At 69.4% G+C, this 14,884-nt stretch carries 16 protein-coding genes; 14 read left to right on the forward strand and 2 right to left on the reverse strand.

Translation table 11 applies throughout. The features are described from left to right. The first annotated feature begins 45 nt into the window (after positions 1 to 45). Together MQN93_RS26785 and MQN93_RS26790 are read left to right on the forward strand one after the other, a co-directional pair. Positions 46 to 1,386, forward strand: a complete 1,341-nt coding sequence (locus MQN93_RS26785; RefSeq protein WP_242711570.1) for an aminomethyl transferase family protein — start codon at positions 46 to 48, stop codon at positions 1,384 to 1,386. Between the two features lie 139 nt (positions 1,387 to 1,525). Continuing rightward, positions 1,526 to 2,452: a LacI family DNA-binding transcriptional regulator gene (locus tag MQN93_RS26790; protein ID WP_278191214.1), complete on the forward strand. Its 927-nt coding sequence runs from the start codon at positions 1,526 to 1,528 to the stop codon at positions 2,450 to 2,452. 62 nt (positions 2,453 to 2,514) lie between these two features. Here MQN93_RS26790 and MQN93_RS26795 read toward each other — a convergent pair whose 3' ends face one another. Continuing rightward, complete coding sequence (locus tag MQN93_RS26795) at positions 2,515 to 2,925, reverse strand: cupin domain-containing protein (protein WP_016433072.1); 411 nt, start codon at positions 2,923 to 2,925, stop codon at positions 2,515 to 2,517. A gap of 265 nt (positions 2,926 to 3,190) precedes the next feature. Between MQN93_RS26795 and MQN93_RS26800 the strand changes: the two genes are divergently transcribed. The 9 genes from MQN93_RS26800 to MQN93_RS26840 all read left to right on the forward strand — a co-directional run bounded on the left by MQN93_RS26800 (position 3,191) and on the right by MQN93_RS26840 (position 10,715). After that, positions 3,191 to 3,739 carry a carboxymuconolactone decarboxylase family protein gene (locus MQN93_RS26800; protein WP_242711572.1) on the forward strand — a complete coding sequence of 183 codons (549 nt, stop codon included), beginning with the start codon at positions 3,191 to 3,193 and terminating at the stop codon, positions 3,737 to 3,739. Between the two features lie 92 nt (positions 3,740 to 3,831). Then, positions 3,832 to 4,743 carry a LysR family transcriptional regulator gene (locus MQN93_RS26805; RefSeq protein WP_037781343.1) on the forward strand — a complete coding sequence of 304 codons (912 nt, stop codon included), beginning with the start codon at positions 3,832 to 3,834 and terminating at the stop codon, positions 4,741 to 4,743. 139 nt (positions 4,744 to 4,882) lie between these two features. Continuing rightward, the gene (locus tag MQN93_RS26810; protein ID WP_242711573.1) at positions 4,883 to 5,806 is read left to right on the forward strand and encodes a VOC family protein; all 924 of its coding nucleotides are present in this window, start codon (positions 4,883 to 4,885) and stop codon (positions 5,804 to 5,806) included. A gap of 20 nt (positions 5,807 to 5,826) precedes the next feature. Continuing rightward, positions 5,827 to 7,275 (forward strand): NAD-dependent succinate-semialdehyde dehydrogenase, encoded by a 1,449-nt coding sequence (locus MQN93_RS26815; RefSeq protein WP_242711574.1) that lies wholly within the window; start codon positions 5,827 to 5,829, stop codon positions 7,273 to 7,275. Beyond that, positions 7,272 to 8,036 carry a fumarylacetoacetate hydrolase family protein gene (locus MQN93_RS26820; protein ID WP_242711575.1) on the forward strand — a complete coding sequence of 255 codons (765 nt, stop codon included), beginning with the start codon at positions 7,272 to 7,274 and terminating at the stop codon, positions 8,034 to 8,036. Before MQN93_RS26815 ends, MQN93_RS26820 begins: the two co-directional genes overlap by 4 nt. Before the next feature lie 2 nt (positions 8,037 to 8,038). After that, positions 8,039 to 8,410 carry a VOC family protein gene (locus tag MQN93_RS26825; protein ID WP_016433066.1) on the forward strand — a complete coding sequence of 124 codons (372 nt, stop codon included), beginning with the start codon at positions 8,039 to 8,041 and terminating at the stop codon, positions 8,408 to 8,410. 26 nt (positions 8,411 to 8,436) lie between these two features. Beyond that, positions 8,437 to 9,240, forward strand: a complete 804-nt coding sequence (locus tag MQN93_RS26830) for an alpha/beta fold hydrolase (protein ID WP_242711576.1) — start codon at positions 8,437 to 8,439, stop codon at positions 9,238 to 9,240. After that, a complete protein-coding gene (locus MQN93_RS26835; protein ID WP_242711577.1) occupies positions 9,237 to 9,707 on the forward strand; it encodes a GlcG/HbpS family heme-binding protein in 471 nt (156 codons plus the stop codon). The genes MQN93_RS26830 and MQN93_RS26835 overlap by 4 nt, the downstream gene beginning before the upstream one ends. Before the next feature lie 3 nt (positions 9,708 to 9,710). Further along, on the forward strand, positions 9,711 to 10,715 hold the full coding sequence (locus MQN93_RS26840) for a uroporphyrinogen decarboxylase/cobalamine-independent methonine synthase family protein (protein WP_242711578.1): 1,005 nt from the start codon (positions 9,711 to 9,713) through the stop codon (positions 10,713 to 10,715). A gap of 81 nt (positions 10,716 to 10,796) precedes the next feature. Here the strand turns inward: MQN93_RS26840 and MQN93_RS26845 are convergent, their stop codons facing one another. After that, positions 10,797 to 11,084, reverse strand: a complete 288-nt coding sequence (locus tag MQN93_RS26845) for a putative quinol monooxygenase (RefSeq protein ID WP_242711579.1) — start codon at positions 11,082 to 11,084, stop codon at positions 10,797 to 10,799. A gap of 181 nt (positions 11,085 to 11,265) precedes the next feature. On the opposite strand from MQN93_RS26845, the gene MQN93_RS26850 reads away from it, so the two are divergent. From MQN93_RS26850 to MQN93_RS26860, 3 genes are read left to right on the forward strand one after another with little or no spacing between them, the layout of a single operon-like run. Next, positions 11,266 to 12,714 carry an aldehyde dehydrogenase family protein gene (locus MQN93_RS26850; RefSeq protein ID WP_242711580.1) on the forward strand — a complete coding sequence of 483 codons (1,449 nt, stop codon included), beginning with the start codon at positions 11,266 to 11,268 and terminating at the stop codon, positions 12,712 to 12,714. Between the two features lie 44 nt (positions 12,715 to 12,758). Beyond that, complete coding sequence (gene lhgD, locus MQN93_RS26855; RefSeq protein WP_242711581.1) at positions 12,759 to 13,967, forward strand: L-2-hydroxyglutarate dehydrogenase; 1,209 nt, start codon at positions 12,759 to 12,761, stop codon at positions 13,965 to 13,967. Between the two features lie 47 nt (positions 13,968 to 14,014). Next, entirely contained in the window at positions 14,015 to 14,875 is an 861-nt protein-coding gene (locus MQN93_RS26860) for an amidohydrolase family protein (protein WP_016433059.1), read from the forward strand. The last annotated feature ends 9 nt before the right edge of the window (positions 14,876 to 14,884 follow it).

A 14,884-nucleotide genomic window follows, 5' to 3' on the forward strand; every position in this document is an offset into this window, starting at 1 on the left:
CCGCCCGGCGGTGCAGCCGGGCCGCGGCGACAGGGGAGGACTGCCATGTCCAGTCTTGAAGAAGAGATCAACAACGCCGGCGGAGCGCTCGCCCTGCTCCGGCAGGGACGCTCCGGGGCGTACCCGTTTCCCATCAAGGCCGAGTTCACCAACTGGCGGGACGAGCAGGAGGCTTGGCGCACCAGCGCGGCGCTCATGGATCTGTCGCACCACATGACCGATCTCGTGGTGCAGGGTCCGGACACCTACCGCCTGCTCCAGCACCTCGGTGCGAACAGCTTCGCGGGCTTCGGCCCGGACAGCGCCAAGCAGCTCATCGCGGTCAGGCCGGACGGTTACATGATCGGCGACTGCATTCTGTTCTGCGTCGGCGACCACGACGTCCGCATCGTCGGCCGCCCGCCCGCCCTCAACTGGGTCCAGTTCAACGCCACCACCGGCGACTGGGACGTCACCGTCCGCCGTGACGAACGCACCGTCAACAACCCGGAGGGACGGGACCTGTTCAGGCTTCAACTGCAGGGCCCGCACGCCGCGGCGATCTTCGAGAAGGTCAACGGCGGCCCCATGCCCGACATCCCGTTCTTCCACATGGGCCGCTTCAAGGTCGGCCCCTACGAGGTCACCGCCCTCAACCACCGGATGTCCGGCTTCCCGGGCTACGAATTCACCGGCCCGTACGCCGAGTTGGAGCCGGTGCGCGAGCTGATCACCGAGGCCGGCGCCGAGTTCGGCCTGCGGCTGATCGGAGGTCGCGCGTACGCCTCGGTCGCCACCGAGTCCGGCTGGATCGCCAACACCCTTCCGGCGACGTACACCGGCGAGGACATGAAGCCGTTCAGGGAGTGGATGCCCGCACGGTCCTTCGAGGGCAATCTCGCCCTCGGCGGCAGCTATGTCGCGGACCGGATCGAGGACTACTACCTGACCCCCTATGACCTGGGCTACGGCCACATCGTGAAGTTCGACCACGACTTCGTCGGAGGCGAGGCGCTGGAGCGGATCAAGGACGAGCCGCATCGCCGCAAGGCATGGGTGCTGTGGGACCGGGACGACGTGGCGAAGATCTTCGCGAGCATGTACGAGAAGGGCGACAGGCGCTTCAAGTACCTGGAGATGCCCGCGGCCTTCTACACGTCCTGCCAGTTCGACCGGGTGGAGAAGGACGGCGAACTCGTCGGCGCGGCCATGCTCACCGTGTACTCCGCGAATGTCCGCGGCTGGATCTCCCTCGGCACCGTCGACCCGGCCGCCGCGGTGGGGGACCGGGTGGAGATCGTCTGGGGCGAGCCGGACGGAGGGTCACCGAATCCGGCGGTCGAACGGCACACCCAGACCCGTGTGCGGGGCACGGTCAACTCCCGCCCGTTCCCCGGCAAACGCTGAGACGGACGGCCGGGAAGCCTCCGCCCCGCGCAAGATCAGTGTGCGGAGCGACCGCGAGATCCGACGGCAGACGGCCCCCGGATCCTTGGGCTAGCCTGAACTTAATCGTTCTAGAGCTGGTGTGCCGAGAGGATCCGGGATGGGCCGTTCTGGTCGGGTGACGTTGAGCGACGTGGCCAAGGCGTCCGGGGTGTCACGAGCCACCGTGAGCTTCGTACTGAACGACGACCCACGGCAGACGATCTCCGTCGCGACCCGGGAGCGGGTCCTGGAGGCCGCCCAGGACCTGGGGTACGTCCCGCACGGGATCGCCAGGGCCCTGCGCGAGGGCTCCTCCCGCGTCGTGGTGCTCAACGTCGACTGGGGCATGGAGGGCAACTTCTCCCGCAGCTACGTCCGCGGCCTGGACGAGGAACTCGCCGAGCACGAGCACATCTTGCTGGTACGGCACGGTCACGCGAACCCGGAAGCGACACAGCACGTCCTCGACACCATCGCGCCCCGCGCCGTCCTGCGGCTCGGCGAGGTGTACATGCGCGGACACGAACCCGTGGAGGAGGACTGGGAGAGCGGCTTCGCGGCCAACGCCGCACTCCAGATCCGGCACCTGGCGGACCACGGCCACACCCGTATCGCCCTCGCCCTGCCGGACCACGACTTCCCGCTGACCGACACCCGGTCGGGGTTCGCCCAGGAAGCCGCCCGGCGTATGGGGCTTCCGCCCCTGGAGCAGTTCGTCGTGCCCCGGCCGCGACAGGCGGGGGCAATGGCCGTCGAGGCGTTCCTGGCGGAGCACCCGGACGTGACCGCCCTGGCGGCGTTCGACGACGACATCGCGCTGCGCAGCATCACGGCTCTGCGCGACCTCGGGCGTCGCGTGCCCGAGGACGTGGCCGTGATCGGCTTCGACGAGACCGAGTACGGCTCCCTGTCCACGCCCGCCCTGACCACCGTGCACATCGACGCCGAAATCCTCGGCCGGATCGCCGCCCGCGCCGTACTCGACATCGACACCGAGGGCCTGGCCCCGGTGCCGGGCCGGATCGTGGTCCGCGAGTCCGTGTGACGGCCGGATGCCGGTGAGACGATCGAATGCCGGTGTGGTGACAGGATGTCAGCCCCCGGATGTCAGTCCTTGCCCATCTGGTCCTCGGCCGACAGATGCTCCACCGTCACCCCCGTCTCGGTGAACGTGCGCGTCACATGACCCGAGGAATAGACCCAGAGGATGCGCAGCGGGACGTCGCCGATGTTGCGGAACAGATGCGGAATCGGTGACGGGACGTACGTCGTGTCGAACTGCTCCAGCTTCGTCACCTCGCCGTCGACCACCACCTCCGCCTGCCCTTCGAGGACCGTCACGTGCTCGTCGCAGTTGTGCGAGTGCAGCGGCGCGCCGGAGCCGACCGGATAGACGCTCATGCCGCTGGTGATCCTGTTCTCGCCGTGCGCGGACGGAGTCGTGATCAGGGGCGTCGTGACGACGGCGCCCCCTCGGTCCATCGGCGGCACCTGCGCGGCCTTGATGATCGTGGTCATCCGGAGGTTCCTCTCCACTGCACGGTGATATGTCGACCGACGATCGACGTTAGGTCGCGCGCACCTGAATCGGTGCCCACCGGCGTGCAGCTTTACCTTGCATTCCGAGGGGGGCTGACCTGCGCTGTTCCGGATGTACGGTCGCCTGGCGTCGCACGGCTTCCGGTCCGTGCCCGCGATCGCTCCGTCACCGCCCCCGCAGTCGCCCCGCAGAAGACAGGCAGGTATCGGCCCGATGAGGCTCCCCGTTCTCAGTGAAGAGGAAATGGACGCGCGCCAGCAGGAGTTGGCCGCCCGGATCGCGGGTCGGCGCGGCGCGGTCCGCGGCCCGTTCCGGGTCTGGCTGCACAGCCCCGAGATGTGCGAACGCGCCGAGTCACTGGGAGCGTTCGCCCGTTTCGACTGCAGCCTGCCCCGGCATCTGCGGGAGCTGTCGCTGCTGATGGCCGCCAGGAACTGGGACGCGCAGTACTCCTGGAACGCCCATGTGCACCAGGCGATCGAGGCCGGCATTCCCGAGGCCGCGGTCAAGGCCATCGCCGAGAAGCGCGAGGCGGTCTTCGACGACGAGGCCGACCAGGCCTTCTACCAGTTCTGCCGCGAGGTCCTCCAGGAGCACTTCGTCCGCGACGAGACCTTCGCCCGGGCGCTGGCACACTTCGGCCCGAAGGGGCTGGTCGACACCATCGGCGCGCTCGGCAATTTCACGATGCTCGGCATGTGCCTCAACACCTTCCAGGTGGATCTGCAGCCCGACAAGGAGCCCCCCTTTCCGGACGTCCGCGGTTACGGACGTATCGGCACGGAAGGTTGACAAAATTGCCAACAATCCCTTTGTCTTGGTCGCCAAGAGCAACGTGAGCGAGGCACCCCGGTACTGCCCGAGTCAAGGACATGGCGGAAAACATGGATCGCTTGCTCCTCATGCACAGCTTCGTCACCGTCGCCCAGGTCGGCAGCTTCAGCGGCGCGGCCAAGCGGCTGGGCTCGTCCGGCTCCCTGGTGTCGCGGCACGTCGCCGAGCTGGAGCGGCAGGTGGGCGTGCGCCTGGTCAACCGCACGGCACGCTCGGTCAGCCTCACCCAACCCGGCCGGAGGTACGCGGAGTTCGCCGCGCGCATCCTGGACGAGATCGAGGCCGAGGACGCCGGTATCGCACATCTCCACGACCGGGCCGAGGGGACGCTCAGCATCATCTGCCCGAAATGGATAGGCAGCCTCGATCTCGGTGACGCCATCGCCGCCTTTTCCGTGGCCCATCCGAAAATACAGGTCCGTTTTGAACTCGGCGGAATGTCCGACCGTACCTACGATTTCCTGGACAGCGGATTCGACATCGCCTTCCACACCCGTGATCTGAGGGACTCCAGCGTCCGACTGAAGAAGATCGCCTCGCTGCCCTTCGTCCTGTGCGCCTCGAAGGAGTACCTGGACCGCGAAGGGCCGCTCACGGAGCCCAACGGGCTCGCCCACCACGACTGCCTGGTGCATGTGAACGACCCGGTGTGGCGCCTGGGCCACGGACACGCCTCCACCCTGCACAAGATCCGCAACATCGCGTTCTCGTCCAACTCCTATCTCGCGCTGCAGAAAGCGGCCGTCCACGGGCGCGGCATCGCCCTGCTGCCCCAGCGCCCGGCCTACGACGACCTCGTCTCGGGAGCACTCCAGGTGCTGCTGCCCGAACTGACGGTCCCCGACCGGCCGTTGTTCGCGATCTACGGTCCCGGACAGAACACCCCGCGCAAGATCAGCGTCTTCCTCGACTTCCTCACCGACTGGTTCTCACGCAACCCCATCCCCGCGATCGGGCATTAGCCGCAGGACCTCGGGCGCACGGCACCGGCAGCGGGACATCGGCTGCAAGAAACGATTGCGTATTTCGTCGAGCACGCTCCATTGAGGCCGCCGTCTGCGGATATCTACGCTCACAGGCGACCCGCGAAAAGAGGAATCCATGGGAATCCAGAGGATCGAGTCGGTCACCTACTCGATCGACGACCTCGACGAATGCGTCCGTTTCTTCGACGACTTCGGTCTGTTCCTGGTGGAACGGACCGACGAGCACGCCGTCTTCGAAACGCTCACCGGACAGACCCTTCATCTGGACACCCTCCCCGGCCTGTTGCTCCCGCCCCCGGTGGAGTCCGGACCCACCCTGCGCGAAGTGGTGTGGGGCGTCGACACCCCCGGGGAACTTCAGCGGCTGGTGGCCGGCGTGACCGAGCACCGCGAGGTCCGCCCGAGCGCCGACGGCGTCCACCACACCGTCGACGCAACCGGCTTCGGCGTCGGCCTGGCCCTCGCCCGCCCGCGCCCGGCCCCCGTCACACCGCGCCCGGCGAACGCGCTCGGCCACGTCAACCGCTGGAACACCGCACTGGGGCCCATCGAGCGTGTCCGCCCGCTGCGCATGTGCCATGTGGCCCTGAACATCCCCAAGTCCGGCAAGGACGAGGCGGTCGCCTTCTACACGGACCTCCTCGGCTTCCGGCCCACCGATGTCGTCGAGCCGATGGGCGTGTTCATGCAGGCCCCGGGCGACGAGGACCAGCACACCATGCTGCTGTGCCACCGCCCCGACAAAGCCGGGATCAACCACATCGCCTACGAGGTCCCCGGCTTCGACGACGTCGTCGAGGGCGGCAACCACATGATCGACCACGGCTGGCGCGAGACCCGCAGACTCGGCCGCCACACCATCGGCTCCAATGTCTTCCGCTTCCTGCACGCCCCCTGCGGCGGCCGCGTCGAGTACGCCGCCGACATGGACCGGGTCGACGACAGCTATGAGACCCGCGTCCACGAGACCACCCCGCCGCACCACATCTGGGCCCTGCGCACCAACCGCGACCAGCAGGAAGCCCCCGCCCAGTCCTGACCCTGAGAGGGCACCCACCCATGACCACCGACCACGGCCACCCCGCCGTCCGCATGTACATAGCGGGCGAGTGGTGCGAGGGCGGCAGCGGACGCACCGCCCCGATCGTCAACCCGGCCACCGAGGAGGCGATCGGCGACGTGCCCCTGGCCACCATCGCCGACCTCGACCGCGCCCTCGAAGCCGCCGACCGCGGCTTCCGCGTCTGGCGCGGCACCTCGATCGCCGAGCGGAGCCGGATCCTGCACACCGCCGCCGACCTGCTCACCGAGCGCGCCGCCGAGGTGGGCCGGATCATGACCAGGGAGCAGGGCAAGCCCCTCGCCGAGGCCACCGGCGAGGCCCGCCGCGTCGCCGACACCCTGCGCTGGCACATCGAGGACGCCCGCCGCGCCTACGGCCGCATCATCCCGTCCGCCCCCGGCACCGTGCTCTCCGTACGCCGTGAACCGGTGGGCCCCGTCGCCGCGTTCGTGCCGTGGAACTTCCCGGCCGGCGGACCCATGCGCAAGATCTCCTCCGCGTTGACGGCCGGCTGCTCCATCGTCATCAAGGCGTCGGAGGAGACCCCCGCCACCGCCGCGGCGCTCGTCGCGTGCTTCGCGGACGCGGGACTGCCGGCCGGTGTCCTCAACCTCGTCTTCGGCGAACCGGCCGAGGTCTCCGCCCGTCTCATCGCCTCCCCGGTCACCCGTCTGGTCGCCTTCACGGGCTCGGTCCCCGTCGGCAAGCTGCTGGCCGCCGCCGCGGGCGAGGTCATGAAGCCGACGCTGATGGAACTGGGTGGGCACGCGCCGGTGATCGTGTGCGCGGACGCCGATGCGGGGACGGCAGCCCGCCGCGCGGCCCGGGCCAAGTTCGTCAACGCCGGCCAGGTGTGCACCTCGCCGAGCCGGTTCCTGGTCCACGAAAGCCTCGTCGAGGACTTCACCGCGGAGTTCGTGAAGGCCGCCGAGTCCGTCGTCGTCGGCGACGGCCTGGCCCCGGGCACGACGATGGGGCCGCTGGCCAACGAGCGCCGACTCGTCGCCATGCAGCGACTGACCGCCGACGCCACACAGCGGGGAGCCAAGGTGCTCACCGGCGGTGAACGCCTCGACCGCGCAGGGTACTTCTTCGCTCCGACCGTCCTGACCGACGTACCGGCGGACGCCGCCCTCCTGCACGAGGAACCCTTCGGCCCGCTTGCGCCGATCGTGCCGTTCACCGAACTCGACGAGGCCCTGCGCACCGCGAACGAGCTGCCCTACGGCCTCGCCGCCTACGGCTTCACCCGTTCCGCCGCCACCGCCGAACGGCTCGCCGCGGAGCTGGAGGCCGGGATCCTCTCCATCAACCACTGCGGCGGCTCGGTCCACGAAGCACCGTCCGGCGGTGTGAAGGAGAGCGGCCACGGCCGGGAGGGCGGGCCAGAGGCCCTGGACTCCTATCTCGTCACCAAGCGCGTCTCCCATCTGCTGGCGCCATGAGGTACGCGCGCATCTCGGTCGAGGGCCGGGCGGTGTGGGGCCGGGTGGGGGAGTCGGACATCGAGCTGCTGTCCGAGTCGCCCATCGACGGCGAACCGAGCGTCATCGGCGCGGTACCGCGCGCAACTGCCGTGTGGCTACCGCCCGTTGTGCCCCTCGTCTTCTACGCGGTCGGCATGAACTACCCCCGCCACATCGCCCACGCGGGGGCCCGGACCCCCGACCGCCCCGAAGTCGGCTACCGCGCCAACAACGCGCTCACCGGGCACGGGTCGCCGATCGTCAAGCCGGCCGACGTCGAGGGCCGGTTCGAGGCGGAGCCCGAACTCGTCGCCGTCATCGGCCGCAGGCTGCGCCGCGCGACATACGAGGAAGCCCGCACGTCGGTGTTCGGCTGGACCATCGGCAACGACGTCAGCGCCCGCACCTGGCAGCACCAGGACCGCAGCTTCTGGCGCAGCAAGAACAGCGACACGTTCAAGCCGATGGGGCCCTGGATCGAGACCGACGTCGATGCCCTGGCCCAGCGGACCACCCTGCGGGTCAACGGCGAGGTCCGGGCCCACTTCCCCACCGGGGACATGGTGTTCGATCCCTTCGACCACGTCGTCGAGATGACCAGGCACCTCACCGTGCACCCGGGCGACGTGCTGTGGATGGGCGCCGAGTCCACCTGCCGGATCGCGCCCGGGGACACCGTGGACGTCGAGATCAGCGGCATCGGCGTGCTGTCCAACCCCGTACACCTCGAAGGGACCTGAAGATGAGCAAGGAACCCCGCTACATCCACCACGTCAACTTTCCCACCACCGACCCCGACCGGACCGCCGAGTGGTACACCAAGGTCTTCGGGATGAAGCGGATCATGCCCAAGTCCAACACCCGTGTGGTGCTGATGACCCGGGGCAACTTCGACCTGCACTTCACTCCGGTGGAGGAGATGGAGCGCATGGCGCCCTACCACTTCGCCGTCGAGGTCGACGACTGGGACGAGTTCCTCGGCCACCTCAAGGAGCTGGGCATCCGACACACCCGGCCGATCGAACGCCCCGAGAACCAGTCGAAGTTCTGCTACATCCACGACCCCGACCACACCATGATCGAGCTCGTTTACCACGGCCGCCGCCCCAACTGACCCTGGCTCTACGGGAGTTCACACTCATGCCCATCGCCGACTCCGACGGCACCGCCATCTACTACGAGCGCCACGGCAGCGGCCCGGCGATCCTGTTCGTGCACGGCAGCGGTGGCCACCATGCCGCCTGGTGGCAGCAAGTGGCCGCCCTGCGCGAGGAGTTCACCGTCATCACCATGGACCTGCGCGGCTTCGGCAGGTCCGGCACGCCCGCACCCGCACACGCGGGGCAGGACGGGTTCGACGCCCAGGACTTCCCCGGCGACGTCGCCGCCGTCCTCGACCGGGAGGACCTGACCGACACCATGCTGGTCGGCCAGTCCATCGGCTCCGTCGCCGCCCTGCGTGCCGCGCTGATGCGCCCCGAGCGGGTCGGCGCGGTCGTCCTCGGCCACTCCCTCGGCGGCATCAGCCACCCCGAACTCAGGGAACTGGCCGCCGCCGACCGCGCCGAGGCCGTCAAGCTGCCGGTCCTCGACCGCCTGCTCACCCGGCAGTTCCAGCAGGAGCGGGCCGACCTCACCTTCCTCTTCCGGCAGATGGGCACCTTCAACGCCGCCACCATGCAGGACCTGCGCAATCTCGACACCAACGGCCCGACCCTGGACGAGATCCGGGCCTCCGGCGTCAAGGTCGCCTTCCTGGCCGGCGAGCAGGACGCGGTGATCGGCGTGAAGACCGTCACCCGCGCCCACGAACTGCTGCCCGGCTCCCGTCTGGAGATCGTCCAGGGCGCCCCGCACTCCATGTACTGGGAGACGCCCGAGAAGTACAACGCGGCCGTCGCCCGTCTGCGCCGCACCCTCACCGCCGACAAGGACGCCGCATGAGCACCCTGACCCTGGACGCCGCCGAGAAGATCGTCGCCGCTGCCCACGAGCGCGCCCGGACCGTGGGGAAGGCGGTGAGTGTGGCCGTCGTGGACGCCGGTGGCTTCCCGATCGCCATCCGTCGCGCCGACGGCGCCCGCCCGCTCACCCCGGACATCGCCCGCGCCAAGGCCTACACCGCCGCGATCATGCAACGGCCCGGGAAGATGCTGAAGAAGTGGCAGGAGAGCCAGCCCGTCTTCTTCGGCCAGCTCTCCCAACTCCCGGGCGCCGCCCTGCCGATCATGGCCACCGACGGCAGCGTCACCATCAAGAAGGACGGCGAGATCATCGGTGGCCTCGGCATCGCCGGCGGCACCGCGGACGAGGATCAGCAGATCGCCGACGACGTCCTCCAATCCCTCGGCTACGAGCTGGAGTTCGCGGCCTGGGGCGTCGCGGGGCAGCCCGCCGGAAAGGACGTGTGAGCCATGGCCGACACCTTCAACTACCGCATCGACCACCACGGCAGCCTGGTGCGCCCCGTGGGCCTGTCCACCGACGACCCCGACTCGGTGACTCAGGCGGTCCGGGAAGCCGTCGCCTACCAGCGCAAGCTGCGCTCCACCGTCGTCACCGACGGTGACTTCCCCCGCGAGGACTTCCGCAGCGCGGTCCTCGACGGAGTCTCGGGATTCCGCCGTACGGACCAGACGGATCCCGACGGCCTGGTGCGCTGGGTAGCCGAGTCCCTCCCCAAGGCCGGCGGCCCCCTGCTCGCGGACCAGGCCGCCCGCCTCGCCGACCTGACCGTGATAGCGCCCAAGGCCTCGCTGCCCTCACCGGCCTACCTCGCCGCGACGACCTTCGAGCCCGGCTCGGGCATCACGTCGGCCCGTGAACTGGGCGAGGCCCTCGCGGAGATCATCCGGGCCGAGATCGAGCTGCTGGTCTCCAGAGGCGTACGCCTGATCCAGCTCAACAACCCACTGCTCACAAGCCAGTTGGCCACCGACCCGGCCGACCCCGGCGCCCTGTCCTTCGAGGACGCACTCGCCGTCGACGGACTCGCGGCACGGCTGGACGAGCGACCCGAGGGCGTACGCATCGGCATGGCCCCCGGTTGGTCCGCCCCCGCGGCACTCGACCGGTCCCGCGCCGAGCAGCTGTACGCCGCGATACCCGCCGACCGCTGGATTCTCCCCTTCGACCAGGGCACCCCGGCCGAACTCGCCCTGATCCAGGCACTCCCGGAGGACCGCGACTTCTGCCTGGGCGTGGTCGACGCCACCGTGCCGTCCCTTGAGGACATCGACACGGTCATGCAACGCATCGACGCGGTAGCCGAGTTCAAGGACCTCGAGGACGGCGCCGTATCCCCGTCCCGAGGCTTCGCGGACTCGGCGAACCGCCCTTTGCTCACCGCCGAGGCCCAACGCAACAAGCTGGTCCTCGTGGAAACAATCGCCCGCTACTGCTGGGGCAACGAGTTCTGAAGCGCCCCAAAGGGGCGCGGGGAACTGCGCGACAAGCCACACACAACCCGCGCTCAAGAACAAACACAAACCGGGCAGACGCTAAAGCACCTCGGCGAAAGTAACCGTCCGCTCGATCAGCAACGGCCACACCACCCCCACGACGAGCTCCTGAAAGTGCGGGGCCGCCTTGTGCGCCTCGAACCCACCCTCATCCACGTACTGCTCGTAGAGCACAAACCCGCCGGGCTCGCCCACCACCTCGTGCACCTCGTACGCAAGGTTCGCCGGCTCGCCGCGCGAGCCGGCACGGGCCTTGAGCAACGCATCCCGCGCCGTCGCCGCATCAGCGGGCGCACAGCGGTAGTGGGCGACGACTGCAAATGCCATCTGTTCTCTCCTCGACCATCGGTCCGGCGGACCGATTCCAGCACGGATCTCCGGCCCGCCGACCTGCACCCGGCGCAAGCATTGCCTGCCCCGACAGGGCTGGTGGACCCATCGCCACATGGTGTGTTGTCGCATCCGGCCCGCACGATCCGCACCGCGGACGACCAAGGAAGTGATCTCCATGCGCACACTGGAAACCCTGTCGGGCGGGGAGTGGGTCTCCACCGGGGAGTGGATCGACGTCCACGACCCGGCCGACGTCCGCGCCCCGATCGCCCGCGTCCCCGCCCTCGCCGCCAAGGACGTCACCCGGGCCTACGACCACGCCGAACGTGGCTTCGCCGTATGGAGGCGGACCAGCCCCTTCGAGCGGGCCCGGGTCCTCACCGACGCGGCCCGGCTGATCCGCGAGCGCATCGAGGAGATCGCCGCCGACGTCACCTCGGAGAACGGCAAGACGCTCGCCGAGGCCACCGGCGAGACCCTCAAGGCCGCCGACTTCCTCGACTACTACGCCGGGCTGGCCCGCCAGGGGTACGGCACGCTCCTGCACGACGTACGCCCGAACCACCGTACGCACACACAGCGCGAGCCGATCGGGGTGATCCTTGTGATCAGCCCCTGGAACGACCCGCTGATCACGCCGGCCCGCAAGCTCGCCCCGCTGCTGGCCACCGGAAACGCGGCCGTGTTCAAGCCCGCCACCGAGACACCGCTGTCGGGTCTGCACTTCGCGCGTGCCCTGCACGACGCGGGGCTGCCCGCCGGCGTGCTCAACGTCGTCACGGGACGTACGGCCGAGATCGAGGAAGCCCTCCTCGACGACCCGCGCATCGTCGGCATCACCTTCACGGGCTCCAATGCTGTCGGAAACCGGATCCGCCGGCGCCTCGCCGACCGCAACGTCCGCTTCCAGGGCGAACTGGGCGGCAAGAACGCCTCGGTGGTGCTCCGCGACGCCGATCTGCCGGCCGCCGCGAAGGCGGTGGTGGCGGCCTCCTTCGGCCAGGCGGGACAGCGCTGCACTGCGACCAGCCGCGTGATCGTCGAGCGGCCGGTGTACGAGGAGTTCACCCGTCTCCTGGTCGCCGAGGTCGAGACGCTGACGGTCGGCCCCGGCAGGGACCCGGCGACCACCCTGTGCCCGCTGTCGAGCCCGCAGCAGCGCGACTCCGTCCTCGCCGACCTGGACCGGGCGGTGGAACAGGGCGCCACCGTCTTGACCGGCGGCCGCGCGGACAGCGAGGGCGAGCGCGTCCACGGCTGCTACGTCCAGCCGACCGTCCTCGCGGACGTGCGCCCCGAGAGCGCCGTCTGGCGCGAGGAGGTCTTCGGCCCCGTCCTCGCGCTCCGCGCGGTCGACGACTTCGCCTCCGCGGTCGAGGCCGTCAACGACTCGGACTTCGGCCTCGCCGCCGCCGTCTTCACCCGCGACCTGGGCAGCGCACATCGCTTCGCGGACGAGGCCGAGTGCGGACAGGTCGCCGTCAACACGACCACCACCGGCTGGGACGTCCATCTGCCCTTCGGCGGGTTCCACGACTCCGGCACGGCCTACAAGGAGCAGGGCGAGGAGGTCCTGCGGTTCTCGACACGCGTCAAGACGGTGGCCGTCAACTACGGCGCCTGAAGCACGCATCGGAGAGAGCAGAGCGAGCGGAGAGGAGGACACCGATGGCCGACGAGACGATCGGCATCGTCGGCGCGGGAATCGTGGGCCTGGCCACGGGCCGTGAGATCGCCCTGCGCCGCCCCGGTACCCGCGTCGTGGTGCTGGAGAAGGAGCACCGGGTCGCCGTCCACCAGACCGGACACAACTCCGGTGTCGTGCACGCCGGTATCTACTACGCGCCCGGCAGCCTCAAGGCCGCCCTGTGCGTGCGCGGGGTGTCCCTGCTGCGGGAGTACTGCCAGGAACGCTCGGTGCCGTACGAGGAGATCGGCAAGCTCGTGACGGCCGTACGTCCGGACGAACTGGGCCGGTTGGAGAACCTCTACGAGCGAGCCCGGAACAACCACGTGCCCGATCTGCGGAAGGTCTCCAAGGAGGAGATCGGGGAGATCGAACCGCACGCCGCCGGCCTCGCCGCCCTGCACTCCCCGCGCACCGCCATCACCGACTACCCGGCGCTGGCAAGGGAGTTCGCCAAGGACATCGAGAACTCCGGCGGCGAGATCAGGCTCGGCTTCCCCGTCACGTCCCTCACCGGCGTGCCCGGCGGCATCGAGGTGGCGTCGGGACAGGACCGGGTCAGGGTCGACCGGTTGATCCTGTGCGCGGGTCTGCACGCGGACTCCGTGGCCCGGCTCGCCCAGGACCGTCGGGAGCCGCGGATCGTGCCCTTCCGGGGCGAGTACATGCTCCTCAAGCCGGACCGGACCCATCTCGTACGAGGCCTCGTCTACCCGGTGCCCGACCCGCGTTACCCCTTCCTCGGCGTGCACTTCACTCCGCGCGTGGACGGCTCCGTCGAGATCGGACCCAACGCCGTCCTGGCCCTGGCGAGGGAGGGCTACCGGCTCACCCACATCTCCCCGAGGGACCTCCTCGGGCTCGCCGCCTACCCCGGCACCTGGCGGATGGCCGCCCGGCACTGGCGCACCGGCCTCAAGGAGTACCGCGGCTCCCTGTCCACGGCCGCCTTCATGAAGGACGCCGGGCTCTACGTCCCCGCCGTCGGCGCCGACGACGTCGTACGCGGCGGCGCGGGCGTGCGCGCGCAGGCACTGGACCGCGACGGCACGCTCGTGGACGACTTCCGCATCCACCGGTCCGGCCGGATCACCGCCGTGCGCAACGCACCCTCGCCCGCCGCCACCGCCTCCATGGCGATCGCCGAGCACATCGTCGACGCCGTCTTCAGTACCGGTTCCCCACCCTGAGAACGCCCGATCATCCCACCACCCCCTGCTGCGAAGAGAGTTGAGACATGTTCGTCGTCGACACCCAGATCCACATCTGGAAGGAAGAGACCCCGGACCGCCCCTGGGTCCCCGGGGCGCGGGAGCGCATCCGCCTCAACGGACACCGCGAGGACCCCTTCTCCTACGAGGAGGCCCTGGAGCTGATGGACGAGGCAGGCGTCAACCGCGCGCTGATCCTGCCGCCGTCCTGGGAGGGCGACCGTATCGACTACGCCCTGGAGGCGTGCGAGGCACACCCCGACCGCTTCGGCATCATGGCCCGCATCCCGCAGAACAAGCCCGAAGAGGGCAAGGCGATGCTCAAGGACTTCGCGCAGAACCCGCACGTCAAGGGCACGCGCCTGACCTTCCACCGGCCGATCGACCGCAACTGGATGATCGACGGCACCAACGACTGGTACTGGCCCGTCGCCGAGGAACTGGGCATCCCGACGATGGTGCACGCCCCCATCTGGAAGCGGGAGCTCGGCGAGATCGCCGAGAAGCACCCCGAGCTGAAGATCATCATCGACCACATGGGCATCATGGCGCGCTGCGTCGACGACGCCATCGGCTACTGGGTGCAGGAGACCGCCGACCTGCACGTCCACCCCAACATCTACGTCAAGGTCTCCGCGCTGCCCGGCTACTCCACGCAGCCCTTCCCCAACCACAACATCCAGAAGTACGTGCGCGAGATGGTCGACAAGATGGGCCCGCAGCGCTGCTTCTACGGCACCGACATCACCCGGCTGCTCGGCCACGGCATCACCTACACCGACACGATCGAGCAGTTCACCAAGCACTGGGACTTCACCCCGGAAGAGCTGGAATGGATCATGGGCCGGGGTATCTCCGAGGTCCTCGACTGGCCGATCGAGGGCTGAGGAACCACA

It is taken from the genome of Streptomyces spinosisporus (assembly GCF_022698145.1).
Lineage (GTDB): Bacteria > Actinomycetota > Actinomycetes > Streptomycetales > Streptomycetaceae > Streptomyces > Streptomyces spinosisporus.